The sequence below is a fragment of the Leifsonia sp. Root112D2 genome (genome assembly GCF_001424905.1).
In the GTDB taxonomy this organism is placed as follows: Bacteria; Actinomycetota; Actinomycetes; order Actinomycetales; family Microbacteriaceae; genus Root112D2.
In genome coordinates this window covers 914,312-930,256 of record NZ_LMCU01000001.1, presented here as the reverse complement: position 1 = coordinate 930,256, position 15,945 = coordinate 914,312, and the positions used below count along the sequence as shown (strand labels likewise).

General features: G+C 67.4%; 14 protein-coding genes. 6 read left to right on the top strand and 8 right to left on the bottom strand.

The window, feature by feature from the left end:
• Positions 1 to 47: 47 nt before the first annotated feature.
• Complete coding sequence (locus ASC63_RS04285) at positions 48 to 2,552, bottom strand: FtsX-like permease family protein (protein ID WP_055810248.1); 2,505 nt, start codon at positions 2,550 to 2,552, stop codon at positions 48 to 50.
• Positions 2,546 to 3,340 (bottom strand): ABC transporter ATP-binding protein, encoded by a 795-nt coding sequence (locus tag ASC63_RS04280; RefSeq protein ID WP_055810246.1) that lies wholly within the window; start codon positions 3,338 to 3,340, stop codon positions 2,546 to 2,548. The genes ASC63_RS04285 and ASC63_RS04280 overlap by 7 nt, the downstream gene beginning before the upstream one ends.
• A 109-nt stretch (positions 3,341 to 3,449) precedes the next feature.
• Here ASC63_RS04280 and ASC63_RS04275 point away from each other — a divergent pair, with 109 nt between their 5' ends.
• Both ASC63_RS04275 and ASC63_RS04270 read left to right on the top strand, forming a co-directional pair.
• Positions 3,450 to 4,697 carry a sensor histidine kinase gene (locus tag ASC63_RS04275; RefSeq protein WP_055810244.1) on the top strand — a complete coding sequence of 416 codons (1,248 nt, stop codon included), beginning with the start codon at positions 3,450 to 3,452 and terminating at the stop codon, positions 4,695 to 4,697.
• Positions 4,685 to 5,323 carry a LuxR C-terminal-related transcriptional regulator gene (locus ASC63_RS04270; protein WP_055810242.1) on the top strand — a complete coding sequence of 213 codons (639 nt, stop codon included), beginning with the start codon at positions 4,685 to 4,687 and terminating at the stop codon, positions 5,321 to 5,323. Before ASC63_RS04275 ends, ASC63_RS04270 begins: the two co-directional genes overlap by 13 nt.
• A 27-nt stretch (positions 5,324 to 5,350) precedes the next feature.
• On the opposite strand, the gene ASC63_RS04265 is transcribed toward ASC63_RS04270, so the two are convergent.
• Positions 5,351 to 6,034 (bottom strand): HAD hydrolase-like protein, encoded by a 684-nt coding sequence (locus tag ASC63_RS04265; RefSeq protein ID WP_055810240.1) that lies wholly within the window; start codon positions 6,032 to 6,034, stop codon positions 5,351 to 5,353.
• A 73-nt stretch (positions 6,035 to 6,107) separates the two neighbouring features.
• Positions 6,108 to 6,848 (bottom strand): SDR family oxidoreductase, encoded by a 741-nt coding sequence (locus ASC63_RS04260; RefSeq protein ID WP_055810238.1) that lies wholly within the window; start codon positions 6,846 to 6,848, stop codon positions 6,108 to 6,110.
• A gap of 162 nt (positions 6,849 to 7,010) precedes the next feature.
• Here ASC63_RS04260 and ASC63_RS04255 point away from each other — a divergent pair, with 162 nt between their 5' ends.
• Entirely contained in the window at positions 7,011 to 7,886 is an 876-nt protein-coding gene (locus tag ASC63_RS04255; RefSeq protein WP_055810236.1) for a helix-turn-helix domain-containing protein, read from the top strand.
• A 103-nt stretch (positions 7,887 to 7,989) separates the two neighbouring features.
• Here the strand turns inward: ASC63_RS04255 and nucS are convergent, their stop codons facing one another.
• The 3 genes from nucS to ASC63_RS04240 all read right to left on the bottom strand — a co-directional run bounded on the left by nucS (position 7,990) and on the right by ASC63_RS04240 (position 10,457).
• The gene (gene nucS, locus ASC63_RS04250; protein ID WP_055810234.1) at positions 7,990 to 8,685 is read right to left on the bottom strand and encodes an endonuclease NucS; all 696 of its coding nucleotides are present in this window, start codon (positions 8,683 to 8,685) and stop codon (positions 7,990 to 7,992) included.
• Between the two features lie 128 nt (positions 8,686 to 8,813).
• The gene (locus ASC63_RS04245) at positions 8,814 to 9,095 is read right to left on the bottom strand and encodes a ribbon-helix-helix protein, CopG family (protein ID WP_055810232.1); all 282 of its coding nucleotides are present in this window, start codon (positions 9,093 to 9,095) and stop codon (positions 8,814 to 8,816) included.
• 102 nt (positions 9,096 to 9,197) lie between these two features.
• Positions 9,198 to 10,457 carry an MFS transporter gene (locus tag ASC63_RS04240; protein WP_055810230.1) on the bottom strand — a complete coding sequence of 420 codons (1,260 nt, stop codon included), beginning with the start codon at positions 10,455 to 10,457 and terminating at the stop codon, positions 9,198 to 9,200.
• Between the two features lie 193 nt (positions 10,458 to 10,650).
• Here ASC63_RS04240 and ASC63_RS04235 point away from each other — a divergent pair, with 193 nt between their 5' ends.
• Positions 10,651 to 11,706, top strand: a complete 1,056-nt coding sequence (locus ASC63_RS04235) for a LacI family DNA-binding transcriptional regulator (protein ID WP_055814853.1) — start codon at positions 10,651 to 10,653, stop codon at positions 11,704 to 11,706.
• A gap of 39 nt (positions 11,707 to 11,745) precedes the next feature.
• Here ASC63_RS04235 and ASC63_RS04230 read toward each other — a convergent pair whose 3' ends face one another.
• Positions 11,746 to 13,056, bottom strand: coding sequence for an MATE family efflux transporter (locus ASC63_RS04230; protein WP_235491803.1), 1,311 nt, complete (start codon positions 13,054 to 13,056; stop codon positions 11,746 to 11,748).
• A 225-nt stretch (positions 13,057 to 13,281) separates the two neighbouring features.
• Here ASC63_RS04230 and ASC63_RS04225 point away from each other — a divergent pair, with 225 nt between their 5' ends.
• Positions 13,282 to 14,307, top strand: coding sequence for an ABC transporter ATP-binding protein (locus tag ASC63_RS04225; protein WP_055810229.1), 1,026 nt, complete (start codon positions 13,282 to 13,284; stop codon positions 14,305 to 14,307).
• The gene (locus ASC63_RS04220) at positions 14,304 to 15,929 is read left to right on the top strand and encodes an ABC transporter permease (RefSeq protein ID WP_055810227.1); all 1,626 of its coding nucleotides are present in this window, start codon (positions 14,304 to 14,306) and stop codon (positions 15,927 to 15,929) included. The genes ASC63_RS04225 and ASC63_RS04220 overlap by 4 nt, the downstream gene beginning before the upstream one ends.
• Positions 15,930 to 15,945 lie beyond the last annotated feature (16 nt).

The following is a 15,945-nucleotide window of genomic DNA, read 5'->3' as shown; positions in this document are numbered from 1 at the left end:
CGAGTTGGCCGCCCGCGGCCGTATCGAGACCCGCGTGCACGCGGATCTCACTGGCGCGACCCGATCTCCGCGATGGGCGCGATGCGCATCGTCGAACGCGTGGCCGCAGAGAGGGCAATCACCGCGAGCACGCTCAGCGCAGCGACAATCGCGATGCTCGCGACAAGCGAGATGCTCGGCAGCAGCTGCCCCGAGACGCCGAGGCTGATGCCTATCAGCGGCGGCGCGGCCACCAGCGTTCCGAGCACCGCCGCTATCGCGGCCACCATGACCGACTCGGCGCGCATCATGGATCGCACCTGACGCCGGGTCGCCCCGATCAGTTGCAGCAGAGCGAACTCCCGTCGGCGCTCGCCGGTGGCCATCACCAGGGTGTTGACCACGGCGATGGCGATGTAGCCGAGAATCACGGCGAGAGCGATCAGATTGACGAGCGGGTTCGCGTTGCGCGCGCTGTCACCAGCAGCCCGCAGTGTGTCGCGATCCGCCACGGTGAAGCCGGCCGCACTCAGCGCCTTCTGAACCTCTGCCTGCTTTCCCGGCTGCGCCGTCACCAGCACATAATCGTTGAGGCCGGTGGTGGTGTGGGCACGCAGTGCCGCGTTGGCCATCGTCACATCGCCGAAGCCGAGACCGCGCGTGTAGGTTGCCACCACCCGCGCCGTGATCGGCGTTCCGTCGCCCAGACGTTCGCGCACCGTGTCGCCGACGTGAGCGCCCGCCGCCAGCGCGGCATCCGTGCTCAACGCCACGGTGTTCTCGCCTGTCAGGGCACGGAAGGAGCCCGAGACGACGTGCGCGTCCATGGTCAAGGTTGTGGCAGCGGGGTCCACTCCCTGCGCCGCATACTGCTCGGATGTCGGATCGCCCAGCTGCTCGTAGCTGAGGACCACCTGGCTGCGCACCACCGGGTTGGCCTCGCGCACGCCCGGCGTGCCAGCAACGGAGTCGGCTGCGCCGCCTGAGAGGCCGGATGCTCCGCCCGTCACCATGAAATCGGCGGCGACCCCGGCGTGGGACTGGGCGGTGGCCTCCGCCGCGACGATCGACTGCGTTCCCAGTTGCACCAGACCCAGTGCGATGCCGAGAGCGATAGGAACTATCGCCGCCGCCAGTCGCCGAGAGTTGCTTCGGGCGTTCGTGGCCGCGAGGAAGGAGGATGACGACCGCGAGTGCCGCATCGGTGCGCCGACGACCGCCAGGGCGCCGCGCACCAGGCGCGGGCCGAGCAGGGCAACGGACACGATGAGAAACAGGGCCGCCGCAGCCGGTCCGGCGATGGCGAGCGTGCCGGGTACAAAGAGAGGAACGGTGGAGGCGAGCAAGCCGATTACTCCCAGGATGATCCCCGTGATGGTGCGGCCGGCTCCCAGCCGAGAGGGGGTGGTCGAGGCCTCGTGCAGCGCCTCGATCGGATTGATACGGGCCGGCCGCCGGGCAGCGACCACCGCCGCGAGCAGGGCTGCCGCGACAACGACCGCGATGGCGACAATCGCCGGAATCGGACTCAGGGTGAGGGCGAAGTCGGGAGGGATCACCCCTGCCTGCGCGAATCCGGCGCGCATCGCGGCCGCCAGAAAGTAGCCGGGAATGGCGCCGACAAGCGCAGCCGCGCCGGCGACAAGGAGCACCTCGCGCGCGATCAATTGAATGATCTGCACGGGCGTTGAGCCGATGGCGCGCATCAGCGCGAAGTCCCGCTTGCGGTTCTGAATCGACAGCGACAGCGTGCTTGCAACGACGAAGAGCGCTATCAAGATGGCTATGCCGGCAAAGGACGACCCGATTTGCACCAGGGTTGCTCGGGCGGCACCGGAATCGAGAAACTCAGCATTGCCTCGATCGTTGCCTGTATACGTCGCGACGCCGCTCACCTTTTCGCGGATGGCGCTCGCCAAATCATCCGGCGAGACACCGTCTCGCGCGAAGACACCGGCAACGGTGGGCGCGCCCCCGTGCGGTGCCAGAGCGGATGCCGCGGCATCCGTCAGAAAGACGTGCTCCGCCCGCGCGGGCTGGTCGCCCGAGGCAGCCGAGGCGACCCCGACCACCGTGTAGCGTGCGTCGATTCCGCCGTGCGCGAGAGTGATGGTGGCGCCGAGCTTCGTGCGTGAGGCGAGCTTCGTGTCGACGACCACCTCGTTCGCTGCGTGGGGAGCATGACCGCGACTGATCCGATAGGGGGTCAGTGCCGCGGAGCCCCATCCGTGGGCCTCGATCGGCGATGCGCCCCAGACCAGCGGAATCGTTGTGTCGGGGACGACTCGCGCAACATCCGGAAGCGTTCGAATCGTCGAGAGTGCATCGGCAGGCAGGGGTGCCCGTTCGACAAGCGGATATGACACGTGCTCGGGTGACTCGAAGGTCTGAGGCGCGCCGACAATCACATCGGCGCCGGCGTAGCGTTCAACGCTCACGCCACCGCGCGTGCCGGACTCGATCAGTACGCCGAGTCCGGTGACGAGCATCGTCGCGGCAAGCACTGCCACGAAAACCCCGGTCAGTGTGCCCTTGTGCTGGCGGATCTCCGCCCGAATCAGAGTGTTCACCATTCCCCCAAGCTGCTCATGCGATCGACGATCTGCTGGCTTGTTGCGCCGTCCTGATATCCGACGAATGCGCCGTCGGCCAGAAAGATGACGCGGTCGGCGTGTGATGCGACAACCGGATCGTGCGTCACCATGACGACGGTCTGGTTCAACTCGCGGGTCATCTGCGCGAGCAGGTCGAGCACCTGGCGGCTCGTTCGCGAGTCCAGTGCGCCGGTCGGCTCGTCGGCGAAGACGGCATCCGGTCGCGTGATCAATGCGCGCGCGATGGCCACCCGCTGTTGCTGGCCGCCCGAGAGCTCAGCGGGGCGCCGCTCTCGCAGCTCGCTCAGACCGACCGAGCGGATGATGTGCTCGAGCCAGGCGTTCTCAACCCTGCTGCCGGCCAGAATGAGCGGCAGTGTGATGTTCTGCTCGATTGTCAGCGCGGGCAGCAGGTTGTACGCCTGAAACACGAATCCGACGTGCTTGCGCCGGAATGTGGCGAGTTTGTTCGCTCTCATGCGCGAAATGTCGGTGTCGCCGATCCGGACGGAGCCGCTCGACGGGGTGTCGAGCCCGGCCGCCGTGTGCAGGAAGGTGCTCTTTCCGGAGCCGGACGGCCCCATGATGGCGGTGAAGGAGCCGCGCGCCAGAGTGAGATCGATGCCGCGCAGTGCCATGACCGCAGAGACGCCCGTTCCGTACTTCTTGACCACAGCTTCGAGGCGCAACGCCTGGCCCGTGGGGGGTGCCGTTGCTGCGGATGCCCGCAGCGTGGAATTCCGTGCCGTGAATGCCTGAATGCTCATGTCACCGACGTTACGGATGCGCGCTCGCCGCGACGATCCTGCCTGCCACCGTCTTGATGGTGTACCTGGCTCTACCGCGTTGCGGTGCCCACTACGGCAGACTGAACGGATGAGCCGCGACCGACTTCGACGATGGTGGCGCGCCCTGCGCTATCTCGTGGTCGAACTCGGGGTCGGCCTCGTCTCGCTCGCCTACGTAATAGCCGGTCTCGTCATGGTGCCGTTGCTGGTTTTCAGCGGCGGATGGCTCATTGTGCCGCTGATAGTTCGACCATTGCGGTGGTGGGCCATCCGTGCACGTACGCGCAGCGAGCGCTACTCCGGGCGGATCGTGGAGTCGGCTTACGGCCCGATTCCCGCGTCCCCAACGTACGCCGAGAGCCTGCGGCTCGCATTCTCGCGATCGACGGCTCGAGACCTGCTCTGGCTCATCGGGCACGGCGTGATAATGCCCCTCGTCAGCCTCTTCACCATCGCCCTGCCGCTCGCCGCCGTCAACGCGTTGGTCGTGCCCGCGTATTGGTACCTGGCGCCTGCCGATGACCCCATTTCCAGCCCGTTCCCCGTGGCGTCATGGGGCGCCGCCGCCTGGACACCTCTCGTCGCCGTCGGCTACGCGCTTGTCTCCTGGTGGCTGGTTCCCGGCGTCGCATTTGTGCTGCGGTGGGCGCAGGCAAGCATCCTCACCCCCGGCCGCAACGAGAAACTGGTCGATCGCGTCACGGCACTGACGGCCAGTCGGGCGGCGGCGCTCGACGCGCACTCGGCCGAGCTGCGGCGCATCGAACGTGACTTGCACGACGGGGCGCAGAACCGTCTGGTCAGCGTCGTCATGATGCTCGGAATCGCGGAACGGTCGCTCGAGACGAACCCGGCGGAGGCGCTGCCGCAGCTTCGTCGCGCGCAGGATGCGGCACTGGATGCGCTTGCCGGGCTGCGCACCACCGTTCACGACATCTACCCGCCCATCCTCGACGAGCTCGGGCTGGAGGGCGCCCTCTCCGCGGTGGCCGGCCGGTCGGCCGTGCCGCTTTCCCTCGAGGTGTCGGGCTTGCACCGGGTGCCGACGGCCGTGGAGTCCGCGACGTACTTCATTGTCGCGGAGGCGGTGACGAACATCAATAAATACAGTGGTGCGACGCGAGCGACGGTTTCCGTCGTCTCTGACACGTCCGCCGCGATCGAGCGACTGCTGATAGTCATCGAGGACAACGGAGGCGGCGGCGCCGTGGAGCGCGTGGGCGGCGGCATTGCGGGCATCCGGCGCCGCATCGAGGCCTTCGAGGGAACGCTTGAGCTGACCAGCCCGGTCGGTGGGCCGACGAGAATGAAGGTGGAACTGCCATGCGGGTGGTGATAGCGGAAGACGATGCGTTGCTGCGCGAGGGGCTTGCCCTGCTGCTGCGCAGCGAGGGATTCGATGTGGTGGCGGCTGTCGACAATGCCGACGACTTTCTGGCGCTGCTCGACGACACGGATGCCGCGGTGCTCGACGTGCGCATGCCCCCGACGTTCACGAACGAGGGGCTGAAGGCTGCGGTAGAGGCGCGTCTGCGTCGCCCGGGATTTCCGGTGCTGGTGCTCTCCGCGTACGTCGAAGATCGCTACGCGTCACAGCTGCTGGCCGAAGGGGTCGGGGGCCTCGGCTATCTGCTCAAGGAGCGCGTCGGCAAGGTCGCCGAGTTCATCGACGCCCTGCACCGGGTCGCCGATGGGGGCACCGTGATGGACCCCGAGGTGATCTCACAGCTGCTGAGCAGGCGTCGAGCGGATGACCCGATCCAGTCGCTCACTCCACGCGAACGTGTGGTGCTGGGGCTCATGGCGGAGGGCCTCGACAACGGCACCATCGCGGCGCGGCTCGTCGTCAGCGAGACGGCGGTGAGCAAGCACATCGGCAATATCTTTGCGAAACTCGGACTCTCGAACAGCGATCACGGCCATCGCCGTGTTCTCGCGGTGCTGGCGTACCTGAGAAGCTGAGTGCGGGCGTCCGCCTGCTGCGGCGCCCTATCCGAGCAGCAGGGTGCTGAGCTGATCGGCGGAGTACACGGTGGCGATGGCTCCTGTCGCCTCGGCGGGGGAGCCGTAGCCCCACTCGACGAGAATCGTCGGCACACCGTGCTCGCCGGCACCCAGAACGTCGTGCAGGCGGTCGCCCACCATGACGGTCTGCTCGAGGTCGATGCCCTGTTCGGTGAGCCGACGCAGGGCCTCGGCCACGACATCCGCCTTGCTGCTGCGCACCTCGTCGTCGCTGGCTCCGGTGATGACGGTGAAGTATTCGCTGAGGCCGAAGTGGTCGAGAATGAGGCGCGCGCGGGTCTCGGGCTTGCTCGTGGCGATGGCGAGGGGAATGCCCGCGTCGTGCAAACGCTTCAGCACACCCTTCACTCCGGGAAATACGGCGTTGTTGTTGATGTCGCTGGAGGTCTCGCTTGCGACAGAACGGTAGACATCCGCGGCCTGCAGCACCTCGTCGGGGTTCATGCCTGCGAAGATGCGGAACGAATCGAGAAGCGGCGGGCCGACGTAGTTGAGCAGTTCCTGCTCGTCGGGAACGGGGCGACCGAGACGCGTGAAGGTCTCGGCGAGGGATGCGGTGATGCCGGGTGCGGAGTCCGTAAGCGTGCCGTCGAGGTCGAAGAGCACGCACGTCCAGGTTCGGGTAAGCGTTGCAGTGGGGGTAGTCATAACCTTTCTATCTTACGGAATCTGCCTGTGGCGCGTCTGTACCGCGGTCGAGGGGCGGCCGCTCAGCGCCCGCTCAGCGGGCGGGAAGGGCGCTGAGTGATTCGGAGCGAAGCCGCATGAGGTCGGCGTAGGTGCCGTCGCGCTCAGCCCAGCGCAGCCGATTGGCCGCCTTCACCACTACCTCGTTTGGGGTCGGGTTCTCGGTGATGAGCGAGATGACCTCGTCGAGATAGTCGTCGAGCGGCAGCGCGGCGGGGTTGAGCTTCTCCTGGCCGGCATTGGCGACGGCCGGCGGAATGAGCTCGGTGACCTCGACGCCGGTACCGGCGAGCTGCGCCCGAAGCGACTCGGTGTATGCGTGCACGCCCGCCTTGGATGCGCCGTAGCTGGGCATCAGCGGGAACGGGAGGAAGCCGATACCGGAGCTGACCGTAATCATATGGCCACCACCGCGGTTGATCAGGTGCGAGGTGAATGCGTCAATCACGCGGATGGTGCCGAGGAGATTGACGGTGATAGTGGTTTCCGCCTGGGCGAGGTGTGCGGGGTCGCGGAGATCCTCGATGAGCATCACGCCCGACATCGTCACCACGACGTCGAGCTCGGGGTGGTTGGTGAGCACCTCGTCGCGGGCACGGATGACCGAGTGCGGGTCGGCGACATCAATCTCGACCGTCTCGAGATCCTTCACCTTGTTCGTGTTGCGCCCTCCGACAATGACGGTGCTGCCCGCCGCAACGAAGCGTCGCGCCAACCCATTGCCGATGCCGGAGGTGCCTCCGACGATCAGAACGGTGCGATTGGTGATGTCCATGGTCTGACTTCTCTCTATCTGATGACCGGTACATCCGATGACCGGTACATCAGAATGATCGCGCCGAAGGGCCGCAGTCAGGAAGGCCCCTGCTGTTCCGGGGAGCGACAGGGCCCCCTCTCGGGCCCCCTCGATCGCCGCGTCAGGGATAGCGTGAACCCTATGGATGATGCTGGTCAGGCGAATCGACTCGGCGAGTACCTGCGTGCCCGGCGAGCCCTGGTCGCACCGGAACGCTTCGGCATCCCGGCTGGCTCGCACCGTCGCGTGGCGGGGCTGCGACGCGAAGAGGTCGCACTCCTCGCGGGCATCAGCGCCGACTATTACCTCAGGCTCGAACGCGGCCGTGACCACAATCCGTCCGCGCAGGTGCTGGAGTCCCTCGCTCGCGTTCTGCAGCTCGACGAGGTCGAGGCCGAATACCTGGTGGCCCTTGGCGCTTCCCGCCCGCGAGCACAACGGCAGGTGCGCACCGAGCGGGTGCCCGACCGCTTGCATCAGCTTCTGATCGCCCTTGATGTGCCTGCCTTCATCGAGGGACGGTACTTCGATGTGCTCGCCTCCAACCCTCTCGCCGTGGCGTTTTCGCCTCGTCTCACGCCCGGGCAGAACCGGCTGCGGTCTCTTCTGCTGGATGCGGAAGAACGCGAGTTCCACGAAAACTGGAGCGCCGCCGTGACCGAGTTCGTGGCACTGTTTCGGCGCACCGTTGGCGACGACCTCGCCGACCCGCGCGCGGTCGAACTCGTCGGAGAACTCTCACTTGCCAGCGCACGTTTCCGCACCCTGTGGGCGCGGCACGACGTTCGCCAGCTCCAGGGTGGCACCACGACCGTCAACCATCCCACGGTCGGCGCTCTGAGCCTCCACCGGGAAAAGCTTCCCGTCGACGGCCTCGTTCTCGTCATCTACTACCCGGATGCGCACAGTGACAGCGCAGAAAAGCTCCGTCTGCTCGGGTCACTGGCAACCGTGGCGGTCGAAAACACGGGCTCCAGCGCGCTGCGGGCGCACGAGAGCAGCCCAGACGAGAGCTGAGGGCTCGGCGACAACGGGGCCGTCACACGGCCAGCATCGGGCCGTTTTAGATCGGATCGGATCTTCGCTGTCGCTGTCGCTGTCGTCGCCGTGCGGCGAGCCGTCAGAACAGCCGCATGTGGGCGTCGTCGAGGCCACGCATCGCGTCGTAATCGAGAACGAGACACCGGATGCCGCGATCCTCGGCCAGCGTGCGCGCCTGCGGTTTGATCTCCTGGGCGGCGAAGATGCCGGTGACGGGCGCGAGGTGCGGGTCGCGGTTCATGAGTTCGAGGTAGCGAGTGAGCTGCTCCACGCCGTCGATGTCGCCGCGGCGCTTGAGCTCGACCGCGATGGCCGCGCCGTTCTGATCGCGGGCGAGGATGTCCACGGGCCCGATCGCCGTCATGTATTCGCGGCGCACCAGCGTGTGCCCCTCACCGAGCAGCTCGATCTGTTCGGCCAGCAGCTTCTGCAGGTGTGCCTCCACGCCGTCCTTCTGCAGCCCGGGGTCGATGCCGAGCTCGTGGCTCGAGTCGTGCAGAATCTCGTGGATCGACACGATGAGTTTGTCGTCGGTCTTCTTCTGGGTGACCGTCCAGAGCTGGGTGATGCCGGCATCCGCCTGCACCTCGTCGGGTTCGCTGACGCTGAGCGTGCAGGGCGGGCTCATCCAGTTGAGCGGTTTGTACGAGCCGCCGTCGGAGTGCACGAGCAGGCTGCCGTCGGCCTTCACCATGAGCAGGCGCGTGGCGAGCGGCAGATGCGCGCTCAGCCGGCCCGCGTAATCCACGGAACACTGGGCAATGACGAGACGCACCCGACCACTGTACCCGCGAAGCGCTGCCCGCTCGGCAACAGCTCGACAAAGGCTCTCTGACAGGGATCGACTCCAACCCTTCGCTGAGACGACTCAGCCGAGCAGGTCGCGATATTGTGGTCGGCACTTCATCGCGTGGATGACTTCTTCGGTGCGACGTGCGACCAGCCGTCCAGAGCGGCACGGATCGCCTCTGACCGGTTCAGGCCTTCACGCTTAGCTCGAGCCATGAGCGCGGCGAGCTCGCCCTCCGTCAGGCGGACCGGAATTACTTGAGCGGCCGTTGCACCTCGCGGAACGCGACCCCAGCGCGCACGCAGAGTGTCGACGTCATAGCCAGCCTCGGCCTCAGCGACCCACTCGTCAACCTGTGACTCGTCAATCTCGCGACCCTGGATGATGCGCTTCATAAAACTCATCGTAATACGAAAGGCGCGTCTTCGCTAGGTGAAACAGATTTAAGAGCGGCTCATCCAGTTGAGCGACTTGTGTGAGTCGTCGCCGCAGTGGGGTCAGGGGGCGGTGGGCTTCTGGCGGGAGGCCTCGCGGGTGGCGGGCGCGGCGAGACCCGAGAGCACCAGCAGCACCAGGATCACGAACAGGGCGTTCAGGATGCCGAAGGTCTGGCCGAGGAAGCCGATGAGCGGCGGGCCCACCAGGAACGCGCAGTAGCCGATCATCGCCACGGCGCTCACCCGCGCCGCGGCCCGCTTAGTGTCGTCTGCCGCGGCGGACATGCCGACGGGGAAGCCCAGCGACGCGCCCATTCCCCACAGGATCGTGCCGACCACGACGATCCAGGTGCTGCCCCCGAGAATGAACAGCAGCAGTCCGATCACGCCCAGCACGGCCGTCGCGCGAATGACAGCAACCCGCCCGAATCGGTCGATGAACGGCCCGCCGACCACGCGACCGACCGTCATGGCCGCCACGAAAATGCCGAGGAAGACCGCGCCCGTCGCGTTGTCTTGGTGGTGTCCATCGACGGTCGCCAGCGCGATCCAGTCGTTGGCCGAGCCCTCGGCGAACGCCATGCCGAGCATCACGATGCCGATCAGGATGAGGCGCATGTCGGCCCACACCGACAGGCTGTCCTTCAGGCGGGCGCGCCAGTCGGGCTTCGGCTGATCCGCGGATGCCCCGCCCGGTTCCTCGTCGCCGAGCTCCTCGCGCAGCGGCACGTATCTCACCACGATCACAACCGTGACGGCCACCACTACCGCCGTACCGATCAGGTGCCAGGACACCGGAATGGCGAGCGCCGCAGCCCCGGCGCCGATACCCGCACCGGCAACGGTGCCGATGCTGAAGCAGGCGTGCATGAGCGGCATGATCGTTTTGCCGATCGCCTTCTCGGCGGCTGCCGCTTCGACATTCATCATCACGTCGCAGGCACCGTTGCCGAAGCCGAGCAGCGCGAGACCGACACCGACCAGTGGAATCGACGGCAGCACGGCAGCACCGATACCGACGAGAACGAGACCGACGGCCACCACAAGGATCGCGAGCATCATGCCGCGCCTGGCGCCGACGCGGGCGAGTGTCGGGGCGGCAGCCACGAGCCCGAGAACCGAGCCGACCGAGAGGCACAGAAGCAGCAGCCCAACCCCGGACGTACTCAGCTGCAGGTCGTCCCGCACGGCCGGAATTCGGGCCACCCAGGAGGCCAGGCAGACTCCGCTGAGAACGAAGACGACGAAGATCGCGTTGCGCCACGAATGCAGTTCGGCGCGGGAGAGGGCGTCAACCGGCCTCGGGGTGGTGTGCTGCATGGTGAATCCAGTGTTCGAAGAGGAAGCGAGACGGCGGCGTGCGGACATCGAATCGATTCGATACGACTCGACTAAGCTATCCAAGAGCAACTGGCTGGTCAAGCGCGAAGGGCCGCAGACTGCTGACTCGGCCGTCACCTGGTTGCCGTTCTTTGACACTTCGACGCAGGGGCCGGCAGGAGGGACGCATCCGATGGACGCACAGCGACCGACACTCGCCGATGTTGCGCGGCTGGCCGGCGTCTCCGCCTCCACGGCATCGCTGGCGTTCAGCGGCACCGGCCCGGTCTCCGAAGCCACGCGGGCCCGCGTGCACGCGGCTGCCGACGAACTGCGCTATGCGGGGCCGGATCCGCGGGCGCGCTCCCTGCGCCGCGGCCGCTCGGGCATCGTCGGTGTGGTGATCGAAGAGCGCGTGCGCGACGCCTTTCGCGACCCGATCAAGATTGCAATTCTCGACGGACTCTCCGAGCAGCTCGGCGAGATGGATGCCGGTCTGCTGTTGCTGACAGACGAGGGCGACGGGGGCGTGGGCATGCGTGACGCGTCGATGGATGCGGTGGTGCTGATCGGCTGCAGCCCCCGTCTCGAAGACTCCATCGCCACGTTGCGCCAGCGGGGGATTCCGCTGGTCGCCATCGAGGGCAACCCCTCCGAGGGGGTACTCACGATTTCGCTCGACAATCGCGAGGCGACGAGGCGGGTGGCCGAGCACCTTCGTGAACTCGGGCACGAACGCGTTGCCGTGGTGACGTTGCCCCTGGACCGGGAGCGCACCCGTGGATCGCTCAGCCTCGAGCGCGAGCGCGCGAGCACGGCGGACACCACTCTGGGCCGCCTGGCCGGCGCGCGCGATGTCTACCCCTCGATCGGCGGCCTCGTTGCCGCGGGCAGTTCCGTTCAGGAGGGCACGCTCGCCGCGACGGCGCTGCTTGATGTTCCTCTCGCAGAACGCCCGACGGCGATCATCGCGCAGAGCGACCTGCTGGCGGCCGGCGTGATTCGGGCCGCGGAGGAACTCGGCATCGAGGTGCCGAACGAACTCAGCGTCGTCGGCTTCGATGGTGCGCGGGTCGAGGGTCTGTGGCCGTACGACCTGACCACGATGGTGCAGCCGGCGGTCGAGAAGGGGCGCGCCTCGGGGCGCGTGATTCGGGAAATGCTCGCGGGCGGGCATCCGGAGCCCGTGGCGTTCACGAGTACATTCCACCTCGGGAATACAACGGCGCCGCCCCGTTCCGCTGGTTGAGGAGCGACGAAGGAGCGTCTCGAAATCTGCGTGGTCCGGTCAGCGGCGGGCGCCGGCGACCATCCAGCGTGAGCCGCGTGAGCGCAGCCCGAGGGTCACGGCGCGCGCTCCGATGTAGCCGAGGGCGAAGGCCGCCGTCAGCCAGGCCAGGCCGATCACCCCGCCCGGCGACCACACGGCAACGGCGATGGCGAGCGGCACGAACACGGCGACGTTCAGCACGCCCGTCCACGCCAGATAGCGCGCATCTCCCGCGCCGATCAGCACGCCGTCGAGCACGAACACGTAGCCGCCCAAGGGCACACCGATGCCCACAATCACCAGCGCTATCGGCAGCAGGGCCACGACGCTCGGGTCGTTCGTGAACGCTCGCGCCGCGACGGGGCTCAGCGCTACCGTCACCAGACCGAGGGTGAGCCCGGCGAGCACACCCCACTGCAGGCAGCGCCTCAGCACGGCCCGCACCTCATCGAGTCGGGATGCGCCCAGCGCGCGCCCGATCAGCGCCTGCGCGGCGATAGCGAGTGCATCCAGGGCGAAGGCCAGCGTGCCGAACACCGTCATCGCCACCTGGAATGCGGCGAGCTCCGGGGATCCGAGTCGGGTGGCGACCGCGACGGCAAGCACCATGGCCGCGCGCAGGCTGGCGGTGCGCACGAACAGCCATCCGCCGGATCCGGCCGTATGCAACAGGCCCGCTCGATGCGGAAGCAGTGAGGCTCCCGCGCGACGAGTGTGTCGTATGACGACAGCGGCATATACCGCCACCATGCCCCACTGCGCTACCACGGTGCCGACGGCTGAGCCGACGATGCCCAGGCCGAGTCCGTAGATGAACACGAAGTTCAGGGCCACGTTGGCGGCGAAGCCGACACCCGCAACGAGCAGCGGCGTGCGTGTGTCTTGTAGACCGCGCAGCAGGCCGGTCGCGGCGAAGACGATGAGCATGGCGGGCAGTCCGAGCATCGAGACCGTCAGATACGCGGATGCCGCCACCGCGACATCCGGTGCCGCCCCGAACGCGGCCACCAGCGCCGGGGCGCTCACCCAGCCCGCGACCGCCAGCACCAGTCCAAGGCCGAGTGCCAGCCAGGTGCTCGAGACGCCGGCCGAGACGGCGGAGCGTGTGTCGCCGGCACCGAGCAGCCGCGCGACGGTCGGCGTGGTGCTGTACGCGAGAAAGATCATCAGGCCGATGATGGTCTGCAACACCGCGCTCGCGATGCCGAGGCCGGCCAGAGGGACGGCGCCGAGATGCCCGATCATGGCCGAGTCGGCGAGCAGGAACAACGGCTCGGCGACGAGGGCGCCGAGCGCGGGCACGGCAAGACGCAGGATCTCGCGATCCACGGGTTGGCGGCGAAGAACATTGATGGGTTCGAGCGTAACGCGGTGATCCAAACAAGACGCTGCACCGGACTCTTGACGCTAGACCGGAAGAATCCAGAAAATACTCCGGTCTTGCTCAAAAGATCCGGTCCAGCGTGAAGTGGTGGAGAGGGGGTGATTCGGCTCAGCTCAACATATATTTCGAAAGTTTCACAAATTTGTGAAAACAGGCGTAGCATCCGATTCATGAACACAGTGATTGAGGCCGTCGGCCTCGAGAAACGATTCGGTCGCGTGCGTGCGCTCGACGGCCTCGACCTCTCGGTGGCCGAGGGGGAGGTGCACGGTTTTCTCGGCCCGAATGGCGCGGGAAAGTCCACGACGATTCGTGTGCTGCTGGGCCTGGCGCGGTCGAATGGCGGTCGCGCTACCGTCTTCGGCCGAGACCCGTTCACGGATGCCGTCGAGCTACACCGACGCATGGGTTACGTGCCCGGCGACGTGAGCCTCTGGCCCAACCTCTCCGGTGGCGAGGCCATCGACCTGCTCAGCCGCCTGCGCGGCGGCACGGCCGACAAGAAGGGCTACGCCGCGCGCAAGACGCGTCTCGTCGAGGTCTTTCAGTTCGACCCGAGCAAGAAGGGTCGCTCCTATTCCAAGGGCAACCGCCAGAAGGTGGCGCTGATCGCAGCCTTCGCCACGCGCGCCGATCTGCTCATTCTCGATGAGCCGACGAGCGGCCTCGACCCCATCATGGAGGAGGTCTTCAACCAGGAGATCCGGCGCGCATCCGCCGAGGGCTCCACCGTGTTGCTTTCCAGCCACATCCTCTCGGAGGTGGAGCAGCTCTGCGACCGAGTGAGCATCATCCGCGCCGGCAAGACGGTCGAATCGGGCACGCTCGCCGAACTGCGGCACCTCACCCGCACCGAGATCTCCTTCGCCGCCGACGGCACAACGGATGCGACCCTCGCGCGCATTCCCGACAGTCACGACCTGAAGACGGCCAACTCTCGTGTGCGCTTCACGGCAGACAGCGACAGGCTCTCCGGGGTGCTGAGGGCGTTGGCCGAACTCGACGTGAAGAGTCTTACGGTCTCGCCGCCCTCGCTCGAGGAGCTCTTTCTGCGTCACTATGGCGACGAGCTCAGCAGTGACGAGCTCGTCGAGTCGGAGCAGTCGGGGCGGTCGGAGCAGTCGGAGCGGTCGGGGCGGTCGGAGCACTCCGCGCAGCCGGCCGTGCGTCAGCGCCAGGGGGCGTCGCGGCGATGAACACCTTCGGCGTGCTGCTCATGCAGCGCCTGCGTCGCGACCGCTGGCAGCTGATCATCTGGATCGCCTGCATCGCCCTGCTCGCGTTCGTCGCGACCACCTCAGTCGGCTCCACGTATGGGAGCGGGGCGAGTCGCGCGTCCGTGCTCAAGCTCGCGGTTTCCAATCCCGCGATTCTGATGTTGCGCGGGTTGCCCCAGGGCAGCAGCCTCGCGGCCGTCACCTACTTTGAGATCTTCACCTTTCTGGCACTGCTCGCCGGTCTCATGAGCACCTTCCTCGCGGTGCGTCACACGCGTGCCGAGGAGGAGTCGGGCCGCGCCGAACTCATCGCTTCGACCCCGGCCGCGCGCCTGACGCCGACCGTTGCAACTCTCGTGCACGGCGTGCTGGCCAACCTGGTGATCGGCATCGTTGTTGTCGTCGGGTTCTCCTCCTCGAAGCTGCCCGTGGACGGCTCGATCCTGGCCGGCGCGGCCGTCGCCGCCACCGGCATCGTCTTCGTGGGCGTGGGTCTCCTGACCTCGCAACTCATGGTTACCTCGCGCGGTGCGAACGGCGTGGCCGCCGCAGCGGTGGTGCTCGCCTATGTACTGCGCGGCATCGGCGATGCGGCGGGAACCCCGACGGCCGACGGCGTGCACATGACCGCGGCGTGGCCGAGCTGGCTCTCGCCCATCGGCTGGGGCGAACAGGCCAGCGTCTACGACAGCAACCTGTGGTGGCCGCTGCTGCTCAGCCTGGCCTTCACCGCGCTGCTCGTCGGCATCGTCTTCGCGCTGCAATCGCGACGGGACAGCGGGGCCAGCCTGGTGCCGCAGCGTGCCGGTCGAGCGGATGCTCGCGCAACGCTCTCGGGTTCCCTCGGCCTCGCCTGGCGCCTGCAGTGGCCCACCATCGTGGGCTGGGCGATCGGCGGCGCGCTCTCGGGCCTGCTCGCGGGCTCGCTGGGCAGCCTCGTCTCCAAGGTCGCCGCCGATGCGAATCTGAACGCGGTGGAGCAGGGCCTGAAGACGATGGGATCCGGCGGCTCCGGCTCGCTCGACGCCCTCTTCGTCAGCGCCATCTTCTCCCTCATCGGGGTGCTGGCGGCTGCCTGCGCGACGCAGGTGATCATCCGGATGCGACAGGAGGAGGCCGCAGGAACGGCCGAGGTGCTGCTCGCCACACCGTTGGCACGCATCCGGTGGCTGCTCGACTATCTGCTGGTGGGGGTGGTTGCCGTGGTGATAGTGCTCACGGTCGCGGCGGTCGCGGCGGTCGCGTCGGCGCTCAGCGCCCCCGGAGGTGACGCGGTGGGAGGATCGTTCAGGGCCGCTGTCGCCCAACTGCCCGCGGCATTCATCTACCTCGGCGTGCTCGCCCTGGTGTTCGTGCTGCTGCCGTCGTGGACGATTCCGCTTGCGTGGTCGCTGCTCGGCCTCGGAGCCTTCTTCGGGCTCTTCGCCGGTTTCATCGGCCTGCCCGACTGGGCGCGTGACCTCTCGCCGTTCGCCCACACGCCGGTGACGGTCGGCCCGTCGCAGGACTGGAGCGGCGGCATCTGGATGCTGGCCATCGCCGTCGTCGCGGCGACCGTGGCCGGCCTGCTCATCCGTCGTCGAGACGTCGTGACGACGTGACCCCGGCCCCACCCCG